The sequence below is a fragment of the Paradesulfitobacterium aromaticivorans genome, assembly GCF_054657415.1.
Map to the genome: position 1 here is coordinate 464786 of NZ_BAAHYT010000010.1, position 25070 is coordinate 489855.

The 25070-nt window shown below is 47.8% G+C and carries 21 protein-coding genes; all 21 read right to left on the reverse strand.

The features are described 5' to 3' along the window. Nucleotides 1-24: 24 nt before the first annotated feature. A complete protein-coding gene (locus ACYQ2N_RS07730; RefSeq protein WP_459998600.1) occupies nt 25-576 on the reverse strand; it encodes a 5' nucleotidase, NT5C type in 552 nt (183 codons plus the stop codon). Further along, entirely contained in the window at nt 576-1349 is a 774-nt protein-coding gene (gene nadE, locus ACYQ2N_RS07735; RefSeq protein ID WP_459998601.1) for an NAD(+) synthase, read from the reverse strand. The genes ACYQ2N_RS07730 and nadE overlap by 1 nt, the downstream gene beginning before the upstream one ends. Beyond that, nucleotides 1339-2808 carry a nicotinate phosphoribosyltransferase gene (locus ACYQ2N_RS07740; protein WP_459998603.1) on the reverse strand — a complete coding sequence of 490 codons (1470 nt, stop codon included), beginning with the start codon at nt 2806-2808 and terminating at the stop codon, nt 1339-1341. Before ACYQ2N_RS07740 ends, nadE begins: the two co-directional genes overlap by 11 nt. A gap of 344 nt (nt 2809-3152) precedes the next feature. Then, nucleotides 3153-4535 (reverse strand): argininosuccinate lyase, encoded by a 1383-nt coding sequence (argH, locus tag ACYQ2N_RS07745; protein ID WP_459998605.1) that lies wholly within the window; start codon nt 4533-4535, stop codon nt 3153-3155. 694 nt (nt 4536-5229) lie between these two features. After that, entirely contained in the window at nt 5230-6183 is a 954-nt protein-coding gene (locus tag ACYQ2N_RS07750; protein WP_459998606.1) for an ABC transporter ATP-binding protein, read from the reverse strand. A gap of 18 nt (nt 6184-6201) precedes the next feature. Next, nucleotides 6202-7200 carry an ABC transporter ATP-binding protein gene (locus tag ACYQ2N_RS07755; protein WP_459998607.1) on the reverse strand — a complete coding sequence of 333 codons (999 nt, stop codon included), beginning with the start codon at nt 7198-7200 and terminating at the stop codon, nt 6202-6204. Between the two features lie 261 nt (nt 7201-7461). Beyond that, nucleotides 7462-8379 (reverse strand): ABC transporter permease, encoded by a 918-nt coding sequence (locus ACYQ2N_RS07760; protein WP_459998609.1) that lies wholly within the window; start codon nt 8377-8379, stop codon nt 7462-7464. A 3-nt stretch (nt 8380-8382) separates the two neighbouring features. Next, nucleotides 8383-9312: an ABC transporter permease gene (locus ACYQ2N_RS07765; protein WP_459998610.1), complete on the reverse strand. Its 930-nt coding sequence runs from the start codon at nt 9310-9312 to the stop codon at nt 8383-8385. Between the two features lie 86 nt (nt 9313-9398). Continuing rightward, on the reverse strand, nt 9399-11027 hold the full coding sequence (locus tag ACYQ2N_RS07770; protein ID WP_459998611.1) for a peptide ABC transporter substrate-binding protein: 1629 nt from the start codon (nt 11025-11027) through the stop codon (nt 9399-9401). Nucleotides 11028-11163: 136 nt separating this feature from the next. Next, nucleotides 11164-11811, reverse strand: coding sequence for a response regulator (locus ACYQ2N_RS07775; RefSeq protein ID WP_459998612.1), 648 nt, complete (start codon nt 11809-11811; stop codon nt 11164-11166). Then, nucleotides 11808-13148, reverse strand: coding sequence for a sensor histidine kinase (locus ACYQ2N_RS07780; RefSeq protein ID WP_459998613.1), 1341 nt, complete (start codon nt 13146-13148; stop codon nt 11808-11810). Before ACYQ2N_RS07780 ends, ACYQ2N_RS07775 begins: the two co-directional genes overlap by 4 nt. 103 nt (nt 13149-13251) lie before the next feature. After that, complete coding sequence (locus ACYQ2N_RS07785) at nt 13252-13572, reverse strand: DUF2935 domain-containing protein (RefSeq protein WP_460000487.1); 321 nt, start codon at nt 13570-13572, stop codon at nt 13252-13254. A gap of 147 nt (nt 13573-13719) precedes the next feature. Next, nucleotides 13720-14916 carry an MFS transporter gene (locus ACYQ2N_RS07790; protein WP_459998614.1) on the reverse strand — a complete coding sequence of 399 codons (1197 nt, stop codon included), beginning with the start codon at nt 14914-14916 and terminating at the stop codon, nt 13720-13722. A gap of 47 nt (nt 14917-14963) precedes the next feature. After that, nucleotides 14964-16598 carry a class I adenylate-forming enzyme family protein gene (locus ACYQ2N_RS07795; RefSeq protein WP_459998615.1) on the reverse strand — a complete coding sequence of 545 codons (1635 nt, stop codon included), beginning with the start codon at nt 16596-16598 and terminating at the stop codon, nt 14964-14966. 115 nt (nt 16599-16713) lie between these two features. Next, on the reverse strand, nt 16714-16845 hold the full coding sequence (locus ACYQ2N_RS07800; protein WP_459998616.1) for an NADH pyrophosphatase zinc ribbon domain-containing protein: 132 nt from the start codon (nt 16843-16845) through the stop codon (nt 16714-16716). A gap of 303 nt (nt 16846-17148) precedes the next feature. Next, complete coding sequence (locus ACYQ2N_RS07805) at nt 17149-17484, reverse strand: XdhC family protein (protein WP_459998618.1); 336 nt, start codon at nt 17482-17484, stop codon at nt 17149-17151. Beyond that, a complete protein-coding gene (locus ACYQ2N_RS07810) occupies nt 17474-18262 on the reverse strand; it encodes an XdhC family protein (RefSeq protein ID WP_459998620.1) in 789 nt (262 codons plus the stop codon). Before ACYQ2N_RS07810 ends, ACYQ2N_RS07805 begins: the two co-directional genes overlap by 11 nt. A 283-nt stretch (nt 18263-18545) precedes the next feature. After that, nucleotides 18546-19796, reverse strand: a complete 1251-nt coding sequence (locus ACYQ2N_RS07815) for a serine hydroxymethyltransferase (protein WP_459998621.1) — start codon at nt 19794-19796, stop codon at nt 18546-18548. Between the two features lie 41 nt (nt 19797-19837). After that, nucleotides 19838-22387, reverse strand: a complete 2550-nt coding sequence (xdh, locus tag ACYQ2N_RS07820) for a selenium-dependent xanthine dehydrogenase (RefSeq protein WP_459998623.1) — start codon at nt 22385-22387, stop codon at nt 19838-19840. Next, nucleotides 22368-23783, reverse strand: coding sequence for a dihydropyrimidinase (gene hydA / locus ACYQ2N_RS07825; protein ID WP_459998626.1), 1416 nt, complete (start codon nt 23781-23783; stop codon nt 22368-22370). The genes xdh and hydA overlap by 20 nt, the downstream gene beginning before the upstream one ends. 300 nt (nt 23784-24083) lie before the next feature. Then, nucleotides 24084-25034 (reverse strand): carbamate kinase, encoded by a 951-nt coding sequence (arcC, locus tag ACYQ2N_RS07830; protein ID WP_459998627.1) that lies wholly within the window; start codon nt 25032-25034, stop codon nt 24084-24086. Nucleotides 25035-25070 lie beyond the last annotated feature (36 nt).

Below are 25070 nucleotides of genomic sequence, written 5' to 3' on the forward strand. Positions count from 1 at the left end.
AGCCCCTTTTTTTATACGGCTTTTTCATTTTAACCCCCGAATTCCTGCCAAAATCTCTTCCCAATTACGGCAGCGCGTCACCCCGGCAGCAGCCTCTTCCCGGTTGTAGCTGGCGTCAAGCAGTAATACCGGCACCCCAGCCATGGCTATAGCCCTGGCATTTTTCATGTAATCCTCGACAAACACTTTCATGTCCCACTGCTTGACCAGATCAACTTTGCTCTTGAACCCGGTAAATAGCACATGCTCAAAAGGAATCTCATGTTTGCGAAACCAGCTCAAGGTAACTTCTTTTTCCGCCGGAGTCCGGGCCGTGATATAAATAATCTCATATCCTTCCCGGATTAAGCTCTCGATTCCCTCTTTGGCACCTTTGACAGGCTGCGGCAGCCCGAGCAAAGTCTCAACATTTTTAACGAAGAAGTCATTCATATCATCCCACGGCACATCGAAGAGGAGATGCATTTCATAGTCTGTGATGGCCGTAATATTTTTTTGATAGTGCCTATTTAACTCCTGCAGCCAGAGAGGGTAACTGTCGCAGATCACGCCGTCAATATCGACCCCTATCCGCATTAATCCAACCTCGCAAGCTGCGGCAGGTCTAAAGATGGCGGCAGATGCCGTTTGTGTTCGCTCTGGCGGTGCAGGGCTTCGATTTTCGCTTTACCCTCGGTCGGAACCTCTTGTCCGAGCAAATACCGGTCGATTAGATCATAGGTAATTCCCATCTCCCCCTCATCCGTCTGTCCCGGCCATAGCCCCGCCGTCGGCACCCGGTTAGCAATTTTATCCGGAAGGCCCAGAGCTACGGCCCAGGCCCGCACTTCTGTCTTGGTCAGTGAGCTGAGCGGGAGCAAGTCGACCCCGCCATCCCCGTATTTGGTAAAATACCCGGTATAGCTTTCGGGCGCATTGTCCGTGCCCACGACTAAATAATTGAGGGCATTGGCAACCGCATACAGCGTGGACATACGCAAGCGTGCCTTAAGGTTGCCTTGGCTCAGACGCTTAAGGTCAGGATGATGCCCAAAGCTGTCCAGTTCTGTCTCAACTTGTCCGATAATACGCGTATGGGGTTCGCCCAGGTCAATCTCGAGTGCAGGCAAGTCAAATGTACGCGCTACCAATAACGCGTCTTCCCGATCCTCCGGGTTGGAATGGCTCGGCATAATAACTCCGATAGAGTTATCCGGAAACGCCCGCTGGCACAGCCCTGCGACCACGGCTGAGTCTACTCCTCCCGAAATCCCTATGACTAAGCCTTTACTCCCAGCTGCAGCTGTTTGATCCCGCAGCCACGCGACTGCCGTGGCAATCCGCTTCTCCAGTTCTTGTTCACTCCACATCCTTTACTCCCCCTTTTTCATAAACCTCAACTTTAGTATGCACTTCTAACAAAAGGTTTTGCTTAAGCTCGAATAACTTCGAAGATAAATCCACGATGTAATGATGCGGATTAGTCAGACGTTTGACTTCGTCCCATAAGGTGTTCATCTCCTGCCGGGCATACTCCTGGATTTGCAGCAGGCTAGGCAAGTCGTACACTCGTTTTCCCCGCCTGAATACCGGCACCAAAAGTTCGCGAGTATGAAAATTTTTTAAAGTCTTGCGCTTCCAGGTCTGAATCGGGTCAAAAATTGTGAGTTCCTGTTCCTGTTCGAAGCTCTCATCCTCAAGCGCAATCAAGTCTGCCATGGCTTTGCCATACCGGTTGTAGAAACGGACGACTTTCTTCACGCCAGGATTCGTGATTTTGGTGATGTTCTCCGATACTTTAAGGCGCGGCTCCAGCTTCCCTTCTTCTCCTTCAGCCGCCAGCTTATAGACCCCGCCAAGAGCAGGAGATTCTTTCGAAGTAATCAGATGCGTGCCCACACCCCAGGTATCAATCGCTGCTCCTTGAGCCCGGATGGCCCAAATTGTCTCCTCGTCAAGGTCGTTTGAACCCACGATAATCGCTTGGGTCAGGCCTGCATCGTTGAGCAGCTTCCTGGCCTCACGTGAAAGATAGGCCAGATCCCCGCTGTCAATCCTTATCCCTATAAAATGATGCCCTTCCTGCTCAAGCTCCAAACCAACTTTGATGGCATTGGGCACCCCCGACTTTAAGACATTATATGTATCTACCAAAAGCAAACACTGGTCCGGAAAAGACCGGGCATACGCGCGGAAGGCTTCCAATTCAGACGGAAAACACTGGACCCAACTGTGGGCCATGGTCCCGGCCACCGGGATGCCGAAGCGCCGTCCAGCCAGGACATTCGAAGTAGCCTGACAGCCCCCTACAAAAGACGCCCGTGCCCCAAGCACTCCGGCATCCGGACCCTGAGCGCGCCGTAACCCAAACTCCATCACCTTGCCCCCGCCCGCTGCCGCCACGACCCTTGATGCTTTGGTGGCGATCAATGTTTCGAAATTTACGAGGTTTAAGAGCGTTGTCTCTAACAGCTGAGCTTCAAAAATGCGGGCTTTTACCCTGATCAGGGGTTCGTGTGGAAAGACCGGAGTCCCTTCGGGAATCGCGTCAATATCTCCGCTAAAACGAAAATCCTTTAAAGCCTTGAGAAAGCTTTCGCGGAAAATACCTAATCCTCTTAAGTATTCAAGATCTCCTTCACTAAACCTCAGGTTTTCAACATATTCGACCACTTGCTCCAAACCGGCAACCACCGCATATCCACTCCCTTGCGGCAGGGTGCGAAAGAATAAATCAAACACGGACACTTTATCCTGACAGCCGTTTTCCATATACCCTTGAGTCATGGTCAACTGGTAGAGATCAGTGAGCATCGACAGATTCTGCATCAATATATCCCCTTTTCTTCCCAAAGGTTTTCTAGGTAACCCACCCTGAAAATAGTAATTTTTCATTTACCTCTTTCGCGTCATTTCGCCATTTATTTAAGACTTGTCCCTGTGTTATCCACAGGTTATCCAGGGGTTATCCTTGGTTTTTTCGCCTTAATCCACACTTTTATCCACAGTATTCACAGTTTTTCGTATGCCTTTGTGGATAACCACCGCCAGAAGCCGCTTATAAGCTGGATTTGGCTGACTTCTCAAACCCCATACCGGTATTAATAGTATAAGCTCTAAATTGACAACGAAATTTTAGCCCGTTTCTCCTAAAAACGACATTCGCGATGTCCTCACCCCAAAAGTTTTTTAAGCTCCGCCTTGCTCTGCGTAATAGCCTTCGCTACCACCTCTGGTGCAGGACCTCCCGGAACCTTACGGGCACGCACACACTGCTCAAGCTTAATCTCAGCAAACAAATCTTCTGCGAACGCGGAAGAAAAGTCACGATACTCAGCCAAGGTTAAATCTTCGAGTCCAAGCCCGCGCTTCGTGCAGTGTAAGACGATCCGCCCGATTATTTCGTGGGCTTCTCTAAACGGGACTCCTTTTTTCGCCAGATAATCCGCCAAATCAGTCGCATTGGTAAAGCCGCCTTTAGCCCCTTGGGCCATGATGTCCTGCCTAACCTGCATCGTACTGAGCATGCCTTCCACTACCAGCAGGGACTTCTGCAACGTATCCACCGCGTCAAATACCCGCTCTTTGTCCTCCTGCATGTCTTTGTTATAAGCGAGAGGCAAACCTTTCATTACGGTGAGAAGAGCCATTAGATCCCCGTACACCCTGCCTGTCTTCCCTCTTACTAATTCCGCCACATCCGGGTTCTTCTTCTGCGGCATAATGCTTGAGCCGGTAGAGTAGCCGTCATCCATGATTACAAACTGAAATTCTCCACTCGACCACAGGACCAATTCCTCGCACAGGCGGCTTAAATGCATCATAGCTATCGCTGCCGCCCCCAAAAACTCAAGCGCAAAATCCCGGTCGCTGACTCCGTCAAGACTGTTAAGGGTGATCCCGTCAAACCCCAGTTCCTCAGCCACCATCTCCCTGTCCAGGGGAAAGGTCGTCCCGGCCAGGGCTCCGGAGCCAAGAGGGGAAAAGTTCAGGCGCTTGCGCGTGTCTTTCAGACGCCCCAAATCCCTTATAAACATCTGGACATAGGCCAGGAGGTGATGGGACAAAGTTAGGGGCTGGGCTTTTTGCAAATGCGTATATCCCGGCATCCACGTCTCCAGGTGTTCCTCTGCCACTTTAAGGAGTGTCCGGATTAAGGCTGCCAGCAAATCTTGGCTCTGATCTATTTCCTCCCTCAGAAAAAGGCGCAGGTCTAAAGCGACCTGGTCATTGCGGCTGCGGGCAGTATGAAGCTTCTTGCCCACCGCGCCGATTCTCTCAGTCAGGATCTTTTCGACATTCATATGTATGTCTTCCGCGCCAATCTCGAATTCGATCCTGCCCGCACGAATATCGTCCAGAATCTCCCCGAGTGCTTTAATAATCGTGTCCGCTTCTTCTGATTTTAAGACCCCGATCTTGCCTAACATGCGCGCATGGGCGATACTTCCCTGAATATCCTGCTTATAGAGACGCCGGTCAAAAGAGATCGAGGAGTGAAAGTCTTCCACCAGCGCATCGGTCGTCTTTTCGAAACGTCCTCCCCAAAGTTTCATGCATTTCTTCCTTTCATCTATTGTTAAGAGCGTACTAAAAGTTAAATCGTACTCACAAGGGGCTTTTAGCCAATAAAAATATAGTCTAGGTATTATTGTACACCAATTCGCCAGAAAACTTAAGCGAATTGCCCACAACAAAAAAACAGACTTCATTATTATCTTTCCATGTTCCGTAAGGGCAGAGAGCCGTTAGGCTCGATGGGCTCACGGAAGCCATGCTGTTTACTATAAGTGCTTGTTCCTTGTGAAAACATATGGACAACTGACACTAAACTGAGATACTCTGGTAATACTGTGGCAAAAAATTCAGGAGAGAAAAGAATACAAGTCCTATCTAGAACAAGACAGGGATCAACAAAATGTATAGAAAATAGAGAGAACAACGGATTGGGCCTAGCACCAGCGTCGCTCTCTCTCACTTTTTTCCAAGCAATAATTCCACTAATATGGGAAAATTGTATGTTTTTTTGTTTTTGGAAATAGTAGCAATTAATTAAATTAAGTGGCCTTAGCTTATCCAGTTAAGATATTTTTTCAGGTCAAAATTGTATTCTCCATAAAAGTTTATATGCTCAGTATATCAACTACCCTTTGACATTCAATATTATTTTTCAAATGATGTTTAATCCACCCGGTACCGAGCCTTTCCCCTCTCCTCTTTCGAAAATCGAATCTGCCGATAGGAGCCGCTCTACTTATATAAATGGCAGGATACATAATGATCTTCTTCAACTTTAATCCAAGGCGGAGTATTAAGTTGGCATTCCGGCATGACTTTTGGACACCGAGCAAAAAAGCGACAACCGCTTGGGGGATTGATTGGAGAAGGGACATCCCCTTCCAAAATAATTCGCTCCCGTTTCCGTTCCACTTCAGGGTCGGGAATTGGAATTGCAGATAATAAGGCTTTGGTATATGGATGAAGCGGTTTGTGATATAAAACATTGGACTTGGCGACTTCAACCAATGATCCTAAATACATCACCCCAATCCGATCAGAAATGTGCTTGACCATCGCTAAATCATGAGCAATAAACAAATAGGTCAGCTCTTTTTCTTGTTGCAGACGCTTAAACAAATTAATGACCTGGGCTTGAATGGAAACATCCAAGGCCGAGACCGGCTCATCTGCAATGATAAATTCGGGTTCAATCGCAAGGGCACGCGCAATTCCAATTCGTTGCCTTTGTCCTCCGGAAAATTCATGTGGGAAACGGGAAGCATGTTGTTCGGGAAGGCCGACTGTTTGCAGCAACTCTGCGATCCGATCCCGCCGCTTCGCTCCACTATACAATCCATGAATATCGATCCCTTCGGCAATGATATCTCCGACAGTCATCCGCGGATTTAGCGAAGCATAAGGGTCTTGAAACACCATTTGCATTTCGCGATTAAATTTCTTTAATTTTTTTCCTTTCAACTGATGAACATTCTCTCCATTAAAAAGAACCTGTCCCTCAGTTGTACCATATAAGCGTAAAATCGTACGTCCCATGGTTGATTTTCCGCATCCCGATTCCCCAACTAATCCAAATGTTTCTCCCCGTTGAATGGATAAACTGACATTGTCCACAGCTTTCAAGACGCCATTCGTGACGTGAAAATACTTTTTCAAATTACGAACTTCCAAAATAGGATCAGCCACGGTGTTCCCTCCTTATCTTTAACGAATATCCGCTTTTTTCACGCGCTTGTCCATTAACCAACAAGCTGCACTGTGTTCACCTTGTATAATTTGAGGTTGCGGATCCTCCTTTAAACAAATGTTTAAAGCGTACGGACACCGTGCAGCAAAAGCACATCCTGCCGGAGGGGCTAACAAATCCGGCGGCATTCCTTCAATCGGAACCAGTTCACCCTTTTCCTCATCATCAAGACGGAGGACGGAATGTAAAAGCCCCTTGGTGTAGGGATGCCGTGAACGATAGAAAATGTCATCCACAGTTCCCTGTTCCACTATTTTTCCGGCATACATGACCGCCACCCGTTGGGCAATCTCGGCAACGACTCCCAAATTATGCGTAATCATAATGATGGAAGATCCTATTTTCTCTTGTAAGTCCTTCAACAAATCAATGATTTGAGCTTGAATGGTTACATCTAGAGCGGTAGTGGGCTCATCAGCAATCAATAATTTCGGACGACAGGCAAGCGAAATCGCAATCATCACCCGTTGACGCATCCCGCCCGAAAATTCATGCGGATATTGTTTGATCCGGGTTTCCGGATGTGGAATACCTACCAACGTAAGTAGTTCGATAGCTTGTTTTTGCGCTTTTTCTTGCGTGAGTCCTTGATGTTTGACTAACCCTTCGGTAATTTGCTTGCCAATAGTCATGGTTGGATTTAAGGATGTCATCGGATCCTGAAAGATCATCCCAATTTCAGAACCGCGAATTGATTCCATTTCTTTCGGGGTGAGTTGAAGCAGATCGATCTTTTCGTCAAAGAGAATTGAACCTCCTTTAATAACCGAAGGAGGGCTCGGAATTAAACGCATTATGGTTTGGGAGGTAACCGATTTTCCGCACCCGGATTCCCCTACAATGGCCAAGACTTCCCCTTTCTTCAATCCAAAGGAAACACCGCGAACAGCCTGAACTTCTCCCGCATACGTATGAAAAGAGACTTTAAGATCTTTCACTTCCAGAATATTTTTCACACGAACACCTCCTCAATTGATTAGCTATTCTTTGAGAGCGAGCAATTTCGGCAAAAGTCTATCCTCAGGCGGTAGCGTTCCTTAGAAGTAGCGCCTTCGGCGATATTGTATCCTCAGCCGGCAAGTTATCTTTAAGAGCCTGCGGCTTCGGCGATACTGTATCCTCAGCCGGCAAGTTATCTTTAAGAGCCTGCGGCTTCGGCGATACTGTCCACCGGACAGTATCGTACCGGACAGTATCGTACCGGAGACTTTTGTCCTTTATTTTCTCAATTTCGGATCTAGCGCATCGCGCAAACCGTCTCCCAGAAGGTTAAACGATAACATCATCAACGAAAAAACCAAAGCAGGGAAAAACAATCTCCATGGATAGAACCGCATGGAACCAACCCCGTCCGAAAGAAGCATTCCTAACGAAGCCAGGGGAACCTTGACTCCGAGCCCGAGAAAGGAAAGAAAGGCTTCAGTAAAAATAGCTTGGGGAATCGTAAAGGTAATCTGAATGATGATTAAGCCAAGAGCGTTCGGGATTAAATGTTTTGTGATGATGCGCCAAGGGCCCGCTCCCAAAGAAGTTGCGGCTAACACGTATTCATGTTCCTTCAAGGAGAGGATTTGCCCCCGGACCAGACGCGCCATTGAAATCCAACCGGTTATGCCGTAAGCGAGCACAATCGTCCAAATCCCCGCTCCCATCATCACAATTAATAAAATAGTAATTAACAAATACGGAATAGAGTAAACTATTTCAATAAATCGTTGCATAATATTGTCAATTTTCCCGCCGTAATAGGCAGAAATTCCACCATAAAGAACTCCAATAAATAAGTCCATGAGGGCAGCCATAATCCCAATGAACAACGAAATACGCGTTCCCCACCAGACCCGGACCCAAAGATCCCGTCCGAATTCGTCGGTCCCAAACCAGTGAAAGCCATTCGGCATCATATTTCTCGCTTGCAGATTTTGCACTTCATACCCATATTTTTGTAAAAAAGGACCGATAATTGCCAATAATGTTATGCCTATCAAAAATACAAACCCGGCCATCGCAAACTTGTTCTTCTTCAGCCGACGCCAGGCATCTTGCCAATAGGTGATGGACGGTCGAGTAAGTTTTTCTTCCTGAGTAACCTGTTTGGCAACGGGATCAAACAGGTTATTTCCAATTTCCTGCATTTTCTAATTCCTCCCTTTCGCTAAACGAATTCGAGGATCAATAAATCCGTAAGCAATATCTGTTAAGAAAATAACGACGATAAGCAGGAGGCTGTAAAAGATGGTTAAACCCATAATTAAAGTGTAATCGTTAGAATAGACAGCTTGCACAAAGTATTTTCCTAAACCGGGTACAGCAAAGATCTGTTCCACCACCAGAGTTCCCGTAATAACATTGACCGCAATCGGTCCCAGGATCGTTATAACCGGCAGAATAGCATTACGCAAGGTGTGTTTAACGATAACGAAGAACTGGGACAATCCTTTCGAACGGGCCGTTTTAATATAATCCGAATTAATGACATCAAGCATAGAAGTACGCATCATCCTCGCCGTTATGGCAATCGTCATAAAGGACAAGGTCAATGCAGGCAAAATTCGATTGGCTGGGCCATCCCAAAGACCGGCGGGTAAAATTCCCCATTTGACTCCAATAAGATATTGCAAAAGGGGTCCAAGGACAAAAGACGGAATGGATACACCGACAATGGCGATAAACATCGCTGTATAATCCCAGGATTTATTGTGTTTTAGAGATGCGGTAATTCCCAGAATCAACCCAACCACAACAGAAAAAATAATCGATTCGATCCCAAGTTCAGCGGACGCCGGAAAAGACCGTTTTATAACGTCAGTAACCTTAGTGGTCGGATAAGCAAAAGATACTCCTAAGTCCCCTTGTACTACATTAATGAGATAGTCTTTGTATTGAACGGAAAGCGGCTGATCCAAACCATATTGTTTGGCCAATAACGCCCTTTGTTCCGTAGTAAGTTTCTCGGAATTTGCGAACGGATCTCCTGGTAAATTATGCATGAGCACAAAGGTCACGGTAACAATCATCCAGAACGTGATCAACATGTAGATTAAACGCCGAAGGATAAAACGGCCCATTCATCGCACCTCCCATAAATTAAAAAGGAAGGGGCTCCGGACGGAACCCCTCTATCTTCCATATCTTAGATCCTTCGTGATCCAAACTATTCGATAAATGCTTCTTTAAGATCCCACTCCGAACCATAAGGGAAGAATATAATATTTTTGGCATTCGGTCGGACCAAATAGGAATAGGCACGGAAGTTTACGGGAGCAACCGGCATTTTATTGACCAAAATCTTTTCTGCTTCTACCAAATATTGATTTCGTTTCGCAGCGTCTGATTCCGCTCTTGCTTTTTTGATCAATTGATCGTATTCCGGATCATTAAATTGACTTTCGTTAAAAGAAGATGTCGATTCATGCACATCCAGGAAAGTCATCGGCTCATTATAATCCGCTCCCCAGTTAAATAACAACAGGTCAAATTGATGTTTTTGTCCGCGGTCAATCCGTAGTTTATGTGGAAGCGCCTCCACCGTGACATCAATTCCAAGATTTTGTTTCCATTGTCCTTGGATAAATTCCATGGCCTTTTTCCCATCTTCTGTATCATCACCTGTGAATTTTAAGTTCGGGAACGAGGTTAATCCCACTTCCTTTAACCCTTCGGTTAACAATGTTTTAGCTTGGGCAGGTTCATATTTTGGCAGCACGTCTCCGGCAGTAGCGCGGAATTCTTTATTGTCGCCGCCCATTGTCCCAAACGGTACAAATCCGGTGGGCGATTTGCTGCCATCGTGGAATACAATATCTACCAAACTTTCACGATCAATTGCTAACCCCAGAGCTTTACGGACTTTCTCGTTTTTGAGTACTGGAACATCTTGATTCATCTCGACATAGGTAATATAAAGTTGGGGCTGAACTACATAATCCGGCTTTCCTTTCCATTGATCCACTTGGTCACGCGTAATGCGTGCCACGTCGATGGCATTTGATTGGTATAAGTTGGCTAATGTATTATTATTCGATGCGATTTGCACAACGACTTCATTCAGTTTTACTTTGTCTTTATCCCAATAGTTTTCGTTTTTAACGAGTGTCAGACTTTGTTCATGATCCCATTTTGTTAACTTGAACGGACCATTGAACAATAACTTATCGGCATCGGTCGCGTACTTATCGCCCTGTTTCTCAACAAATTCTTGTTTTTGTGGGAAGAAGACCGGGAACGCAAGTTGAGCGGTCATAAAAGGAACCGGATTTTCCAACGTGAAAGTGAGCGTTTTATCGTCGCTTGCTTTAACCTGGACTTGGTCAGCGCTTCCCTTCCCGGTCATATAAGCTTCTCCGCCTTTAATCCAAGCAACCATAAAGGCATAATCCGCTTTGGTGTTCGGATCCAAAGTACGCTTCCACGCATATTCGAAATCTTTGGCTGTCACTGCGGAACCATCGGACCATTTAATGTTATCACGCAGTTTAATGGTATAAGTTTTTCCTTCGTTTGAAATCTCGGGCATCGAAGCCGCTAAAGCCGGTACGGGCTCCCCGTTTTTACCTAAACGATAGAGACCTTCTTCCACCTGATTAAGAATATCAAACGATACGGCAGCCGAAGCTTTTGAGGTATCCAGAGCCTGTGGTTCTGCGAGCAAAGTCATTCTTAATACCTGGTTGGAATTCCCTGCACTACTTGATGTGGCAGTGCTTCCACCACACCCCGTAAGCAGAGTGCTAAGTAGCAATGTAGTTGTAATTCCGGCAATTAGCCTTTTTGAGATAGCCATCTAACATCCCCCTCATTTTTACCATAATTTTCAGCTTAATTATAGCAAGAAGCTTAGACCAAACTAAAGAAATAAAAATGAGAAAAAGTAGATGCTTTTTGACAGTTCAATCTAAAGAAAATCCCCAGGGATGTCCCTAGGGGGTTGAAGGCTCGACTCGAATCCAATGATACCGATTTTTCGGTCTTCCCATTTTTTGATAACTAGGTATAGGCTGAACCTTGCCATTTAGAACAAGATAGGTCAGGTATCGATAAACGGTAGGAGTGGCTAGCCCTAATTCTTGCGAAATCTCCTCTACTGTGGAAGGTTGCCGAGAAGCTGCTAGATATCGTTCTATATAGGATAGGGTTGATTTGCTAATTCCTTTGGTTACAAACACTTCGTATTGAATTTTTGGGGTTGCTTGAACAGTTTTCGTCATATCCAGCAACCGTTTATGCAATTGAACGCGAGCAATTAAATCCGGTGCTTTGACAGGTTTAAGCGCAAAATCCGTGGCTCCTTCATCTAGAAAACGATCGGCAATTTCCTGCCTTTCGTCAACGGTAAGTACAAGAATAGGTACCTGCTGATCTTGTTCCCGAATCAGTCGAACCGTCTCTAGTCCATCAGTTTCGGGCATATGATAATCCACTAAAATGATATCCGCTCCATGGTTGAGGAACCCCTTAATTCCCTCTCTTCCATTAGGATAGGCTACGGGATTCCAACCGACAAACGTAAATATTTCACTTAACATATAGCGAAGAGAGTGATCATCATCCATAATTAAAATTTTCATGAGCTTTCTCCAAGTGGCAGAGTTATCCAGACCATGGTTCCCCGCCCCACTTCACTTTCTAAATTAACGGATCCTCCGTGTCCTTCCGCAACCTGTCGTACAAAAGCCAGTCCAACACCAGGATGGTTTTTCGTACTGTATCCGGCTTTCCAGATTTTTTTTACCTTATCTTCCGAGATACCGCATCCGTTGTCTTCTACCTCTAATTTTACTTCATTTGTCAACGCTTTTGCGCGCAAGACAACTCTTCCATTCTCCCGTTCTTGAATAGCATCCAACGCGTTGTCAATCAAATTTATGATCGCTCTGGTCACCCTGATTTTATTAATATAAAGACTCGCTTGGGGTTCTCCCTCCATTTCAATATCCACCGCTAAATTCGTGCCACTTAGACGACTAGCCCGAACATAATCGATTAGTTCCTTCAGTTTACACCAGTCCTTGCGATCCTCATACAAAATTTCTGAAATCATTTTGCTCATCGAATGAATAGAACCATAGATGGTTTGACAGTATTCTTGCATCTTAGGATCCGGCCATCGTATCTCGATCAATGAAACCAGTCCTTCGATTGCAGCTAGCGGAGTCTTAAGATCGTGGACAAGATGGAGAACTTCACGTCCTGAACGAGATTCCTGGGCTTCAAGCTGAGCACGATGCAGGTCCTGTGAAATGGCCCACTTCTCCGTGTATAAAATAAAGTAAATCCATAATGTGATGGCACTGGCTACAAAGATAAAGAACAATACATTCGCATAAAGCGCTAGAACCTGACCAAATCCGATTTGAATCGCCGCCTGTTTAACCTTAATTGATAAGGAACCTTGTCCAAAACCATAAGGAGTTAAATAAGGGACTTGATTTAACCAAGTAACACCAAAAATTAGTTGGGACAAAACCAGCAGTTTCATTCCCATATTTAATTTGTTTTTACTTAATTTCTGGATGACCACGATCGTAAGCCAAAGAAAGATATCTGTGGCCCCAAAACTATAGTTTAATGGCGTCATTTTATTAACAATAACATAAGCGAGCGGCACGATAATCAGGGGGATTATGGTTTTCAATCCGGAACGATTGAAAGCATCTGCCATCCCATCTCCCAACATCACCACACTGAGAAACTGGGGAGTGGCGATGATGGTATTAATTGACACAATGAGAAAGGCATTAATCATTACTGCGTTTCCGTCTGTTTTATGGTTCATCGTTTGGAGTAATTGATCCAATCCCAAAAGTTGAGGCTTTATCCAATAAGGAATCAAGATTCCCAACAAAAATAATCCTATCCCAATCGCTATCCATATTTTCCATGACTTAACTACTTTTCCCGCCACATTACCACCTTCCTACTCATGTTATTTTAACATAAAATACAACCGGTACAAATAAAACGCCCTCCTGAAGTTGAAGTCAACGCGGGAGAGCATAGTTGCTTATTCATACCCGGAAGCGGGTTGCGGCATCATTACTATATATCATTTCCCATTTATTGGAATTGAAAGCATTCTTATCGACATATTCCGGGAAGGTCGAGTAGATACTGGCTTCACGGCCCGCACCCCTCACAGAACCGGACTTGCGGTATTCCCGCATCCGGCTCTTCATTTCCCCGTTTGCCAGCATTACAGCCTCCTGTAAGACTTCGGCAAATTGTGACTTAAACATATCTGCCTGTGGCGCAAATGCGGCATCTTTTGCTACAAAACCAGCTTCGAAAAATATGGAATGTTCTTTCATAATCCGCCCAAAAAAGGGTATTCACTGGTAAAGGCACTCGTCCTGACTCTGGTCTTTTTTTGATCTCGATTTCGAGATCCATTCCTGCAAGATATTTTAGAAAGCTCTAAGCGTTGGGGAATGACCAACTTTTTCAATCCTTATTCGGAGATGGATGGTGGCTATATTTTAAGCATGTTGCTGCAAGGCTTTTCCCGGCTTGGTAACGGATCCCCTGGCTCTGACATCCGGTAGGGTAAAGGCGAGTACAATCCCAAGTACCGGAAGCAGGCTGATAATGTTCATGGTAAAGGGCAAGCCCATGTGGTCAGCGATTGCTCCAAGTAATGTTACCCCGATAGAACCCATACCGATTGCAAAACCGAGCAACAGCCCCGAAGCCAGCCCGATGTTATGAGGTAAAAGCCTTTGCCCAAAAACCACGGTGGTGGAAAAAGTTGAGATTAGTGACGCGCCGACAATAAAAGCTAAAACGGGGATCCAAGTGCCGTTTAAGTGCAGAAACGGGTAGACCGTGATTAGGGAAACGACCATAGAAGCCAACAGGCCGTTCCGCCCGCCGAAACGGTCGGCAAAAGGCCCGCCCAAAACCGTGCCTACTGCCCCGGCAATTAAAAACGTACTCACCAGATATTCAGGTTCAGCAATACCTTTAAAACCGGGAAAATAAAAGGGAATGAAATAAACCAGACCGGAATGTATCCATGATCTTACGGTTACAAACAGTATCAAGAGTATTAAGCTTCCTATCCTATCGCCGCTACTGGCGGTTTGTTCTGTATTCTTTTTTTGTTTGGTCGAGTGTTCCGCTAGAATTTTCTTAAATTTGGGCAACAAAAACATAAAGACCAGAGCAGCCAATACTCCCGGAATCATTACACCCTGAATTGAGCCCAGGTTGGCAAAGCTCAGTACAAACATGGCTAGCATGGGGCCAAGTCCAAAGCCGAGATTTCCTCCCACCGAAAAAACCGCCATCGAGGACCCGGCCTTGCTCTCCTCGCTGGCAAAATGGGCCACTTTAGACCCTTCCGGGTGGTATCCCGCCACCCCGATACCGCTCAATAGTACCGCAAGCAACAGTAATGCGTAAGAGTTAACTATACCAGTCAGTGCCAAACCAAAACCAGAAAGGAAGAGCCCCAGAGGCATTAACCAGGGCATGCTATAACGGTCGCTTAACACCCCGAAAACCGGCTGGATAATGGCCGAACTGAAGGTAAATGCCAACGCAATCGTACCGACTTGAAAGTAGCTGAGATGAAAACTTTCCACCAGTAAGGGCGTTAAGATAGGAAGGACCCCCTGAGCCAAATCGACAATCAGATGACCCATGCTCAAGATCCATAAATACGGGTTAATCAATTATTTCGCCTCTTTTTTCTATCGCCTTTTCTAAACATTTGCAGATTTCATCTTTCCGTTTGAGCCGCCACTAAACTTATTGCGCCGTATTTTTCCCTTAAACGCGGTTTTTCAATCTTGCCGGTGGGATTACGCGGGACTTTATCAAAAATAATATTTCTCGGATGTTTGTAACGCGGCATTGGAGCGCAAAATGTTTTTATTTCTTCTTCAGTACACTTGCAGCCCGATTTTAGTTCTATGATAGCAGCCGCTATTTCACCAAGACGCTTATCCGGCAATCCAATGACTGCTACATCCTTAATTGAAGTATGCGCACGGAGAAAATCTTCAATTTGTACCGGATATAAGTTCTCTCCACCGCTGATAATCACATCTTTTTTCCGGTCAACCAAATAAATAAAACCATCTTCATCCATCCGGGCCATATCCCCGGTAAATAACCAGCCATCCTTGATTACTGCCGCAGTCGCTTCCGGGTCGTTGTAGTAGCATTTCATCACACCCGGTCCCTTGACAACCAATTCCCCAACCTGTCCCTGAGATACAAAGCATCCATTCTCGTCGGTAATCTTGACTTCCCAATTGTGACCCGGTATTCCGATAGCGCCGACTTTATGAATATTCTCAGTACCTAAATGGACACATCCGGGACCGATAGATTCGCTCAGACCATAGTTCGTATCATAAAGATGGTCGGGAAAATACTTTTTCCAGCGATGAATTAAGCTGGGGGGAACTGGCTGGGCACCGATATGCATCAGCCTCCACTGGGAAAGATCATAATCTTCCAGCTTCAGATCTCCTCTTTCAATGGCATCCAGAATGTCCTGTGCCCAGGGAACCAAAAGCCAGACAATGGTAATTTTTTCTTCAGAAACTGTTTTGAGTATCCATTCAGGCTTAACTCCGCGAAGCAATACGGCTTTGCTCCCCGACAGCAAACTGCCGAACCAATGCATCTTGGCGCCGGTATGGTAAAGCGGCGGAATGCATAAAAAATTATCTTCATGCTTTTGACCGTGGTGTTTATTTTCCGTATCACATGCCGACATCAGGCTTCTGTGCGTATGCAAAATTGCTTTTGGAAATCCCGTAGTCCCCGAGGAGAAATATACTGCCGCATCATCTTCGTCCGCAAGTTTAATCTGCGGGGCTTCAGAAGAACAATTGGCAGTAAGGCGGTCATAGCTTTCAGCAAAAGTAGGACGGTTTTCTCCTGCAAAAAAAAGTGTCTTCACTTTAGGTATCTGATCATAAATCGTTTCCACCCGGCCGATAAATTCAGGCCCGAAAATCAAGGCAATGGTTTCGGATAAACCTAAACAATATTTTATTTCCTCCGCCGTGTAGCGAAAGTTTAATGGTACTGCGATAGCGCCGGTTTTTAATATTCCAAAATAAATCGGCAGCCACTCCAGGCAATTCATTAAAAGAATAGCGACCTTATCCCCTTTTTTTATTCCCCTCTTCAGCAGTAAATTGGCCAGTCGATTTGCTTTCTCGTCAAAAACACGCCAGGTCATTTCCCGTCGGTATTCACCTGCCGGGTTGTTTTCAATCAGTTCATACTCACGCCAGGTGACCTTATGACTTTCCTGGAGATCCAAATTAATCTCAGTCAGGCATGTTTCCTGTCCATACATCTCGGCATTGCGCGATAGTATTTCCGTGATGGGCATTTTCTCTTTCCTCCCGTTCTACCAACACAACAAAAGATATTGTGTAATTTAAAAATAAAAAGGCCGTACTTCAAAACAGCAAAAACTACACTAAATTATAAAGCGAGACAAGCCGTTAATCAACAATTTCAGCCCTTTCATCTATTTTATTTTCTGTCTTTACTCCGCACCGGCTGCAATACTGGTGGGTACGATCATACACATTTAGAGCCCCCCTCATACAGAAGTCACTTCGATGTTTCTGCATAAACCATCTGCATCAATATACCTTGCTTATCGATCATGGGATTTTCAGGAATGCATAAATCCGTTTTGAAGTTCAAGCATTCCTGTAACCCCCCTGTGCCAAAATAGAAAAATTAATCCAAGAAGAAAGCCAGAGCGTTTTTAATATAACGCCCTGGCGGTTCATGCATTATATACTTATATAGCTCTACCACAGTCTCAACGTGCCCTGTCCATCGGAACATATAGTTCAAAGAATCTTACAATAAAATAACATCAACGAATGCCGCAGTCTCAGCTTCAGACAACTTGGTATCAAGCTCAATTACTGCCTGTTTTGCTCATATTTCCCCTGCACCGGCTCAACAAAAACCTCCATGATCCCGCCGCAAACCATCCCGTCCTCTTCCGCAACATCATGGGTAAGGTTTACTTGCACAAGGGTAGACTTTTTGGTATTGAGCGCCTGAAAAGCATGCTGGCGGACTTCCGACTCCCCGCAGCCCCCGCCAATTGTCCCTGCCGTACGACCGTCACGATAAAAGAGCACCTGGGCACCCGATTTCCTGGGGGTCGAGCCTTTCGTGGCGACGATCGTGGCTAAAGCGGCCTCTTCTCCTTGATCCAACCGCAAAATAGCTTCTACAACTTTACTGTCCACCGCTCTTCCCCTCCTTTTTTATTTTCAGTCCCAGACTGTACCCTTGACGGTTGACCATGATAATTTCAGCTATGATGCTGACGGCAATCTCTTCCGGAGTCTGAGCCCCGATGTCGAGGCCAATCGGGGTGTAGACGTTGTTAAGCATGTCTTCCTCCCAGCCGCTTGCCCGCAATTCCTCAAACAAAGCTGCGATCTTGCGCCTACTCCCTATCATTCCGGTATAAGCTGCCGCAGGCTTGGCAAAAATCTCTTCCAGGCATGTCCGGTCATGACGGTGGCCGCGCGTCACTACGATTACATAGGTACTTAAGTCAATCATCTGGTTCCGAATGGCCCGCCGAAAGTCCTCGCAGATCACGTGGTCAGCCTGGGGGAAGCGCCCTGGGTTGGCAAAAGACAGGCGATCATCGATTACAGTCACTTGATACCCTAGAAGCTTGCCCAGAGAGACCAAAGGCAAGGCAATATGCCCTCCGCCCAAAATGAGCAAATGCGCCTGGGGAACGATCGGGTCGATGAAGACCCGAATCGTGGCATCATGCCAAACGGTCTCTATTACCTTGGTCGTCCGAGCTTTAATAACATCAGCAATTCCTTCCTGAAACCTCAGAAAAAGCTCGGAATCCATTTCTTGCAGGAGATCATGTCCTTCATGATCTGCCACAAACTTTGTGCCTGGGAGGCAAAGCTCAGGATGACCGCTGATGACCGTCCCCACAGCACCTGCTTGATTGGCTTGCAGCATGGAATTCAGAAGAGAATAGGTCTTATTCATAATTCTACCAGCCCCTGACTTTTTTGATATCCTTAACTTTGAGGCTTTTTGTATAGTTTACTCAAAAATAAATAGAGAAGCAAGAAGGAGACAATTATAAATAAAGGCCAAAGGCCGGGACCTAACTATACAGAAAGCACAAGGAATAAAATTTAACCTTGCGCTTCTGAGCTAGACTCTTTCGGCATGAAAAGCCCGCTTTTTTTATCTTTACTTGAAACCAAATTCACACTTTAGCAATCACCTTTCGTGAGGACTTAGAGCGGGTATACAGTGGGCACACTTACCCCGCATACAGCGGAAAGCGGGCACTCAGCTGCTGCACGCGTGCACGGGCTTCAGCGTACCTATTATCTTCTGTATCCTCAGTTAGAACGAGGTTGATAATCGCGGCGACTTCCTTCATCGCCTCAGCATCAAACCCCCGGGTGGTAACCGCAGGTGTGCCGATGCGAATGCCGCTGGTCACAAATGGGCTTTCCGTGTCAAAGGGTACAGCATTTTTATTCACCGTGATCCCGATCTCATCCAGCCGGTGTTCGGCTTCTCTGCCGGTAAGCCCTTTACTGCGCAAATCCACGAGCATTAAATGGTTGTCCGTACCCCCGGAAGTAAGTTCAAAGCCATACCCCATAAGTGCTTGGGCAAGCTCCCTGGCATTCTTGACCACATTCTGCTGGTACTCAGCAAACTCAGGCTGGAACGCTTCTTTAAGTGCAACGGCTTTGGCGGCGATTACATGCTCCAGCGGCCCGCCCTGGATACCGGGGAAAATCGCTTTATCAATCGCACTTGCATATTGCCCGCGGCACAGAATCATTCCTCCGCGCGGCCCGCGCAAAGTTTTGTGGGTTGTCGTTGTGACAAAATCAGCGTAAGGCACCGGAGACGGATGGAGACCGGTGGCCACGAGCCCGGCGATGTGGGCCATATCCACCATAAATAAAGCTCCTACCTTATCCGCAATTTCCCGGAAACGGGGGAAATCAATCATCCGTGGATAGGCGCTGGCTCCGGCTACGATCATACGCGGCTTGTGGGCAATTGCCAATTGTTCAACTTCATCATAGTCAATCGTCCCGGTTGCGCGGCTGACACCGTAAGGAATAAAGTTAAAGTATTTCCCGGAAATATTGACCGGACTTCCATGCGTCAGGTGCCCTCCGTGCGCTAAGTTCATGCCTAAAATCGTATCTCCGGGGTTCACCATGGCAAAATAGACAGCCGTGTTGGCCTGAGCGCCGGAATGGGGCTGGACATTGGCATGCTCCGCCTGGAAAAGCTCCTTGGCCCTAGTTCTGGCTAATTCTTCAATCTGGTCAACGAATTCACACCCGCCGTAATAGCGTTTGCCGGGGTATCCTTCGGCATATTTGTTGGTCAAAATTGTCCCTTGAGCTGCCATCACAGCGGGGCTGACAAAGTTCTCCGAGGCGATCAGTTCAATTTTGTGGCGCTGCCGCTCCAACTCTTGGTCAATGAGGGTGCTAATTACCGGGTCAAGCTCTCTTAACTTGTTAACTCCATCAAACATGTCTTATCCCCTTCTCTTAGATTTAGCCAATGGCCTCACCATTATTTTCGGTAAGCTGTACCTTCCAACGGCAGGCTAAACCGTGTTTTGCCATCGTATTTGTAATAGGCCGCAGCCACAGCCGGGGCCACTGGAATCGTAGATATTTCTCCGATCCCTTTAGCACCGTAAGCAAGCGAGGACGGGTTTTTCTCGATCAGAATCGTTTCCACCTCCGGCATATCTGTGGAGCGGAAGAGCCCCAGAGTTCCGTACTTGACCTTGGGCACCCCTTTGTCCAAGGGGAAATCCTCGCGCAAGGCATACCCAAGGCCCATGGCAACCCCGCCCTCGACCTGCCCTTCAATCGCTTTCGGGTTAATGGCGCGCCCGATGTCATGGGCTGCCACGACTTTCTCGACCTTGCCGGCTTCGTTTAAGAGCACCACCTGGGTAGCATAACTGAAGGCCACATGGTTAACCGGGTTCAGCTTATCCGAACTCAGCGGGTCGGTCTTGCCGAAGTACTCGCCGTAAAATTCCTGGCCCTCAAGTTCGCTAAGCGTTGCCTGATCCAGAGCCTGCTGCAGCTTGAGCGCCGCTTGGCGCGCCGCTTCTCCCGTGAATAGAGTCTGGCGTGAAGCCGTGGTTGTGCCCGCATTCGGGGTCAGGAAAGTGTCCGGAGAAGCCACTTCGATCAGCTCCGGTTCAAGGCCGGTCGCTTCATGCACAATCTGAGTGAGGATTGTGGCCAAACCCTGGCCGATACAAGCGGCGCTTGTTAAAACTAAGACTTTGCCGCTTGCGATCTTGAGGTTGACGCGGCCTATATCCGGAAGTCCCACGCCGATACCGGTATTTTTCAAAGCGCAGGCAATCCCTGCATAAGGATGGGACTCATAAACTTCGCGTACAGCCAACAACGTTTCTTTGATGGCAGTGCCCTCATCCGCAATCTGCCCGGTAGCCATCGTCAAACCGTGTTCCAAGGCATTGCGTAAACGGATCTCCCAGGGGGAAAGTCCCACCTTCGCAGCCAACTGGTCTAGGTTCAGTTCACACGCAAATGCAGCCTGGGGTACGCCAAAGCCCCTAAAAGCCCCCGCAGGAGGATTGTTGGTGTAGACACACTGGCCAAGGATATCGGCATTCGGTACATGGTACGGCCCGCCGACATGCGTACAAGCCCTTTCCAGTACCGCCGAGCCCAAGGACGCATAAGCGCCGGTGTCAGCCACAATTCTGGCCTTGATGGCGGTGATTTTCCCATTGGCATCACAACCCGTGCTAAGCTCTATTTCCATGGCGTGCCGTTTGGGATGAACCAGGATGCTTTCCTGCCTGGTCAAGGTAAGTTTCACCGGCTTGTGGGTCTTCATCGCCAAGAGTGCAGCATGGTGCTGGACGCTTAAATCTTCTTTCCCGCCAAACCCGCCACCGACAAGCTTGCTTACCACGCGCACTTTGTCCGCCGGCAGGCCCAGGATTGCCATGATCCCGTGCTGATCATCATATACACTTTGATCGGCAACGTACACGGTAATTCCGCCATCTTCCTGGGGCACCGCCAGCGCACTCTCCGGCTCCATAAAAGCATGCTCGGTCGGCGGTGTGCTGAAGTGGTTGGTGACTACATGCGCCGACGCGGCCAAGACTTCATCCACGTTGCCCCGTTTAACCTTGGTTGTACTCAAAAGATTCCCTTTGGGATGGATGTGCGGGGCTCCTTCAGCCAGAGCGGCTGCCGGGGTAGTTATGGGCTCAAGTTCTGCGTACTCCACTTTTATTAGAGCTAAAGCAGCGCGCGCTTGCTTCTTGGTGTGGGCAGCTACCAGCACCAAGGCATCCCCGATATAGCGGGTCTCTTCCCCCACTGCCACCAACGCAGGCCAGTCATGGAAGATATGCCCCCAGTAGCGCTCACCCGGCACGTCCGCGGCCGTCAGGACCGCCTCCACTCCCGGATAAGCCTGGGCCGCACTTACATCGATCCCTTTAATCAACGCTCTGGGAGATGGTGTGCGCAAAACAGCGCCGTACAACATCTTGTCCAGATACATGTCATCCACATATTGCCCTGTACCCAGGGTTTTGGCCTGCGCATCAACGCGCGCTAAGCTGCTCCCGATCCCGGCGGAAGCAGTCGTTTTGGGCTTAAGTTCTCCGCGCAGAACCTGAGCCGCCATCTGAATGGCTTTCTCAATCTTCACATAGCCGGTGCAGCGGCAAATATTCCCGCGGATTGCTTCCTTAATATCCTGGTTTGTTGGGTTAAGGTTAGTATCCAACAGCCCTTTGGCACTTATGACCATTCCCGGAATACAGAAACCGCATTGCACGGCCCCGGCTTCGGCGAAGGCCCAGGTATATGCTTCTTGTTCAGGCTCTGACAAGCCTTCCACCGTCACCAGCTTTTTGCCGACAGCTTTAGAGACAGTAAGCACGCACGCCCGCATTTTCTTGCCATCCACCAGAATGGTGCAGGCTCCGCACGCCCCTTCCCCACAGCCGTTTTTGAGGGAGGTAATGTGCAGGTGGTCGCGTAAAAATTCTAAAAGGTTCATATCTTCTGCTGCTGTGTAGAGGTTCCCGTTAACTTCTAGTGAAAACATCTTCTCCCACCTTTCTAGGCTGAAATGGCTTACGGGAAAGATAATTCCCTCCCGGATGTCCGGTAGCTAACTGCCCGTTGGCGACGACTTGGCGCCCGCGCAAGAACACATGCCGTGCCTTGCCGATCTGCGGGAATCCCTCATATGGGGTGTAATCGACATTATGGGCCTGAGCCTGGGTAGAAATCACCCAGTTTATACTGGGATCCCATACCACCAGGTCGGCGTCACTGCCCGGGGCGATGGTACCCTTGCGCGGAAAAAGCCCGAAAAGCTTAGCCGGTTCAGTGGCCGTTAAGGCAACCATTCGATTTAAGCTAATCTTCCCGGGGACTACACCATAGGTGTACATTAACCCCATCCGGTTTTCCACCCCCGGCATCCCATTCGGGATCTTGCTAAAATCGGCCAGACCCGCCTCTTTTTGACCTTTAAAATTAAAGGAACAGTGATCCGTAGCCACCGTATTTATCAAACCGGCGTCTAAGCCGTGCCAGAGGGCCTCTTGGTTGGCCGCAGCTCTTAAGGGCGGAGAGATCACGTACTTGGCCCCTTCAAATCCATCCAGACGGTAACGGCTGTCATCCAGCACCAAATACTGGGGACACGTTTCCGCATACACCTGAACACCCCGCCTTTTAGCCTCAGCTACCGCGTTAAGCGCACCCTCACAGGTAAGATGCACGATATAAAGGGGAGCTTGGGCGATTTCCGCCAAAGTGATAGCCCGGGCTGTTGCTTCCTCCTCGGCCTCCGGCGGTCTGCTCAACGGATGATAAGACGGTGCCGTCTGCCCCTGAGCCAGGGCTTTGTTAATTAAGACCTCCACAATATCCCCGTTTTCACAATGGAGAGAAATCAGCAGGCCTGCGTTTTTGGCCTGGCGCAAAGCTTGCAGCAAGACGGCATCATCCACTTGCAGCACATTTTTGTAGGCCATGTATAACTTAAAGGACGTTACGCCTTGCTTGTCCGCCAACTCCGGCATTTCAGCGGCAATCTCTTCAGACCAGTCCGTAATTGCCATATGAAAAGAATAATCTGTATAAGACTTCCCTGCGGCTTTCCGCTGCCAAGTGGCAAAAGCCTGAGCCAGAGTTTCCCCTTTAAATTGAGTCGCAAAATCAATCACCGTAGTTGTCCCGCCGAGTATAGCTGCCTTGGTGCCGCTGGCGAAATCATCGGCCGTCACAGTTTCACCCACCGGCAAGTCAAAATGCGTGTGGGGATCAATCCCGCCCGGCAACAAATAGCAACCTTTGACATTCAGAATTTGATCCTGGGGCTGGGCTAGGCCGGAGCCAAGAGCTACAACCTTTTCCCCTTCAATGCGGACATCGGACTGATAATAATCGGCTGCGGTCACAACCGTGCCTCCACGCAAGACTATTCCCATAATTCATCTTCCTTAATTATGAAATTCAGTATTAATTTTCAGCGTAGCACTCAGGAGTCAGGAGTCAGGAGCCAGGAGCCAGAAGAACGGATAACTAAAACCCTAAAGGAATGCAAGAAATAGATCCATTCGGCCATGAGTTAAATTTTTAGTAATGGCCTCATGGCGTGAATGTCCACCGGACATTCACGTTACTGAATTCTGACTACTGAATTTTGAATACCTGCTTAACCTCACGCATTTGATATGCCGAAACAGCGCGGAGACACCTCCGCCAGGGAAGGATCTCCGCGCTGCCGGTTAAGGGTAAATATGCGTACCTGTCTTTCCGGAGACCGCATCTTCCAAAGATTCAGGGTTGGTGATAATGGCTTGTTTGCCGCCCCTCTCCAGGAAATTGATCACCGCCAGGATCTTGGGCAGCATGCTGCCCGGCGCGAAATGATTTTCTGCTACATACTGTTTTAGTTCGGCTAAGGTTACCCTATCCAGTGCTTTCTCCTCCGGTTTGCCGAAATTCAAGTATACTTTCGGCACCCCGGTCGAGATAATCAAAACATCCGCCTTGATTTCGGAAGCAAGCGCACTCGAGGCAAAGTCCTTGTCGATCACGGCGTCAACCCCTCTGAGGCTGCCGTCAGCTTCCCGAACCACGGGAATACCGCCTCCGCCCACGCCGATGACACAGTACCCGTCCCGCACTAACGTGCTGATTACTTCTTTTTCCACAATTTCCTGCGGCAGAGGGGAAGCAACCACCCGACGATAGCCCCGGCCAGCGTCACTCACCATTACCCAATCAGGATTTTCTTTTTTAAGCACTTCCGTCTGTTCTTCGTTGTAGAACGAACCGATAGGCTTACTCGGCTTCTGAAAAGCCGGGTCATTCGCATCCACCACCACTTGGGTCACGATCGCAACCGCAGATTTGTGCAGGCCGCGTTTCCTGAATTCATTGTCCAGCGCCTGCTGGATCTGGTAGCCAATCGCCCCTTGGGTATCAGCGCCGCAACTTACCAGAGGAACCCTGTGCATATGGGCCACACCACTGGCTATTTCCGAACGGAGCAAGATGAACCCGACCTGGGGACCGTTGCCATGGGTTACAATGACTTCATAGCCCTGTTCAATCATCCCAACAATGTGTTCAGCGGTTTCACAGACTGCGGCATATTGATCCTCCACACTTTGGTGTTCGTTGTCACGGATAAGGGAATTGCCACCGATTGCTATGACAGCAAGTTTACTCAAGTTGCACCACCTTTTTATCCCATAGCTATGCCATTA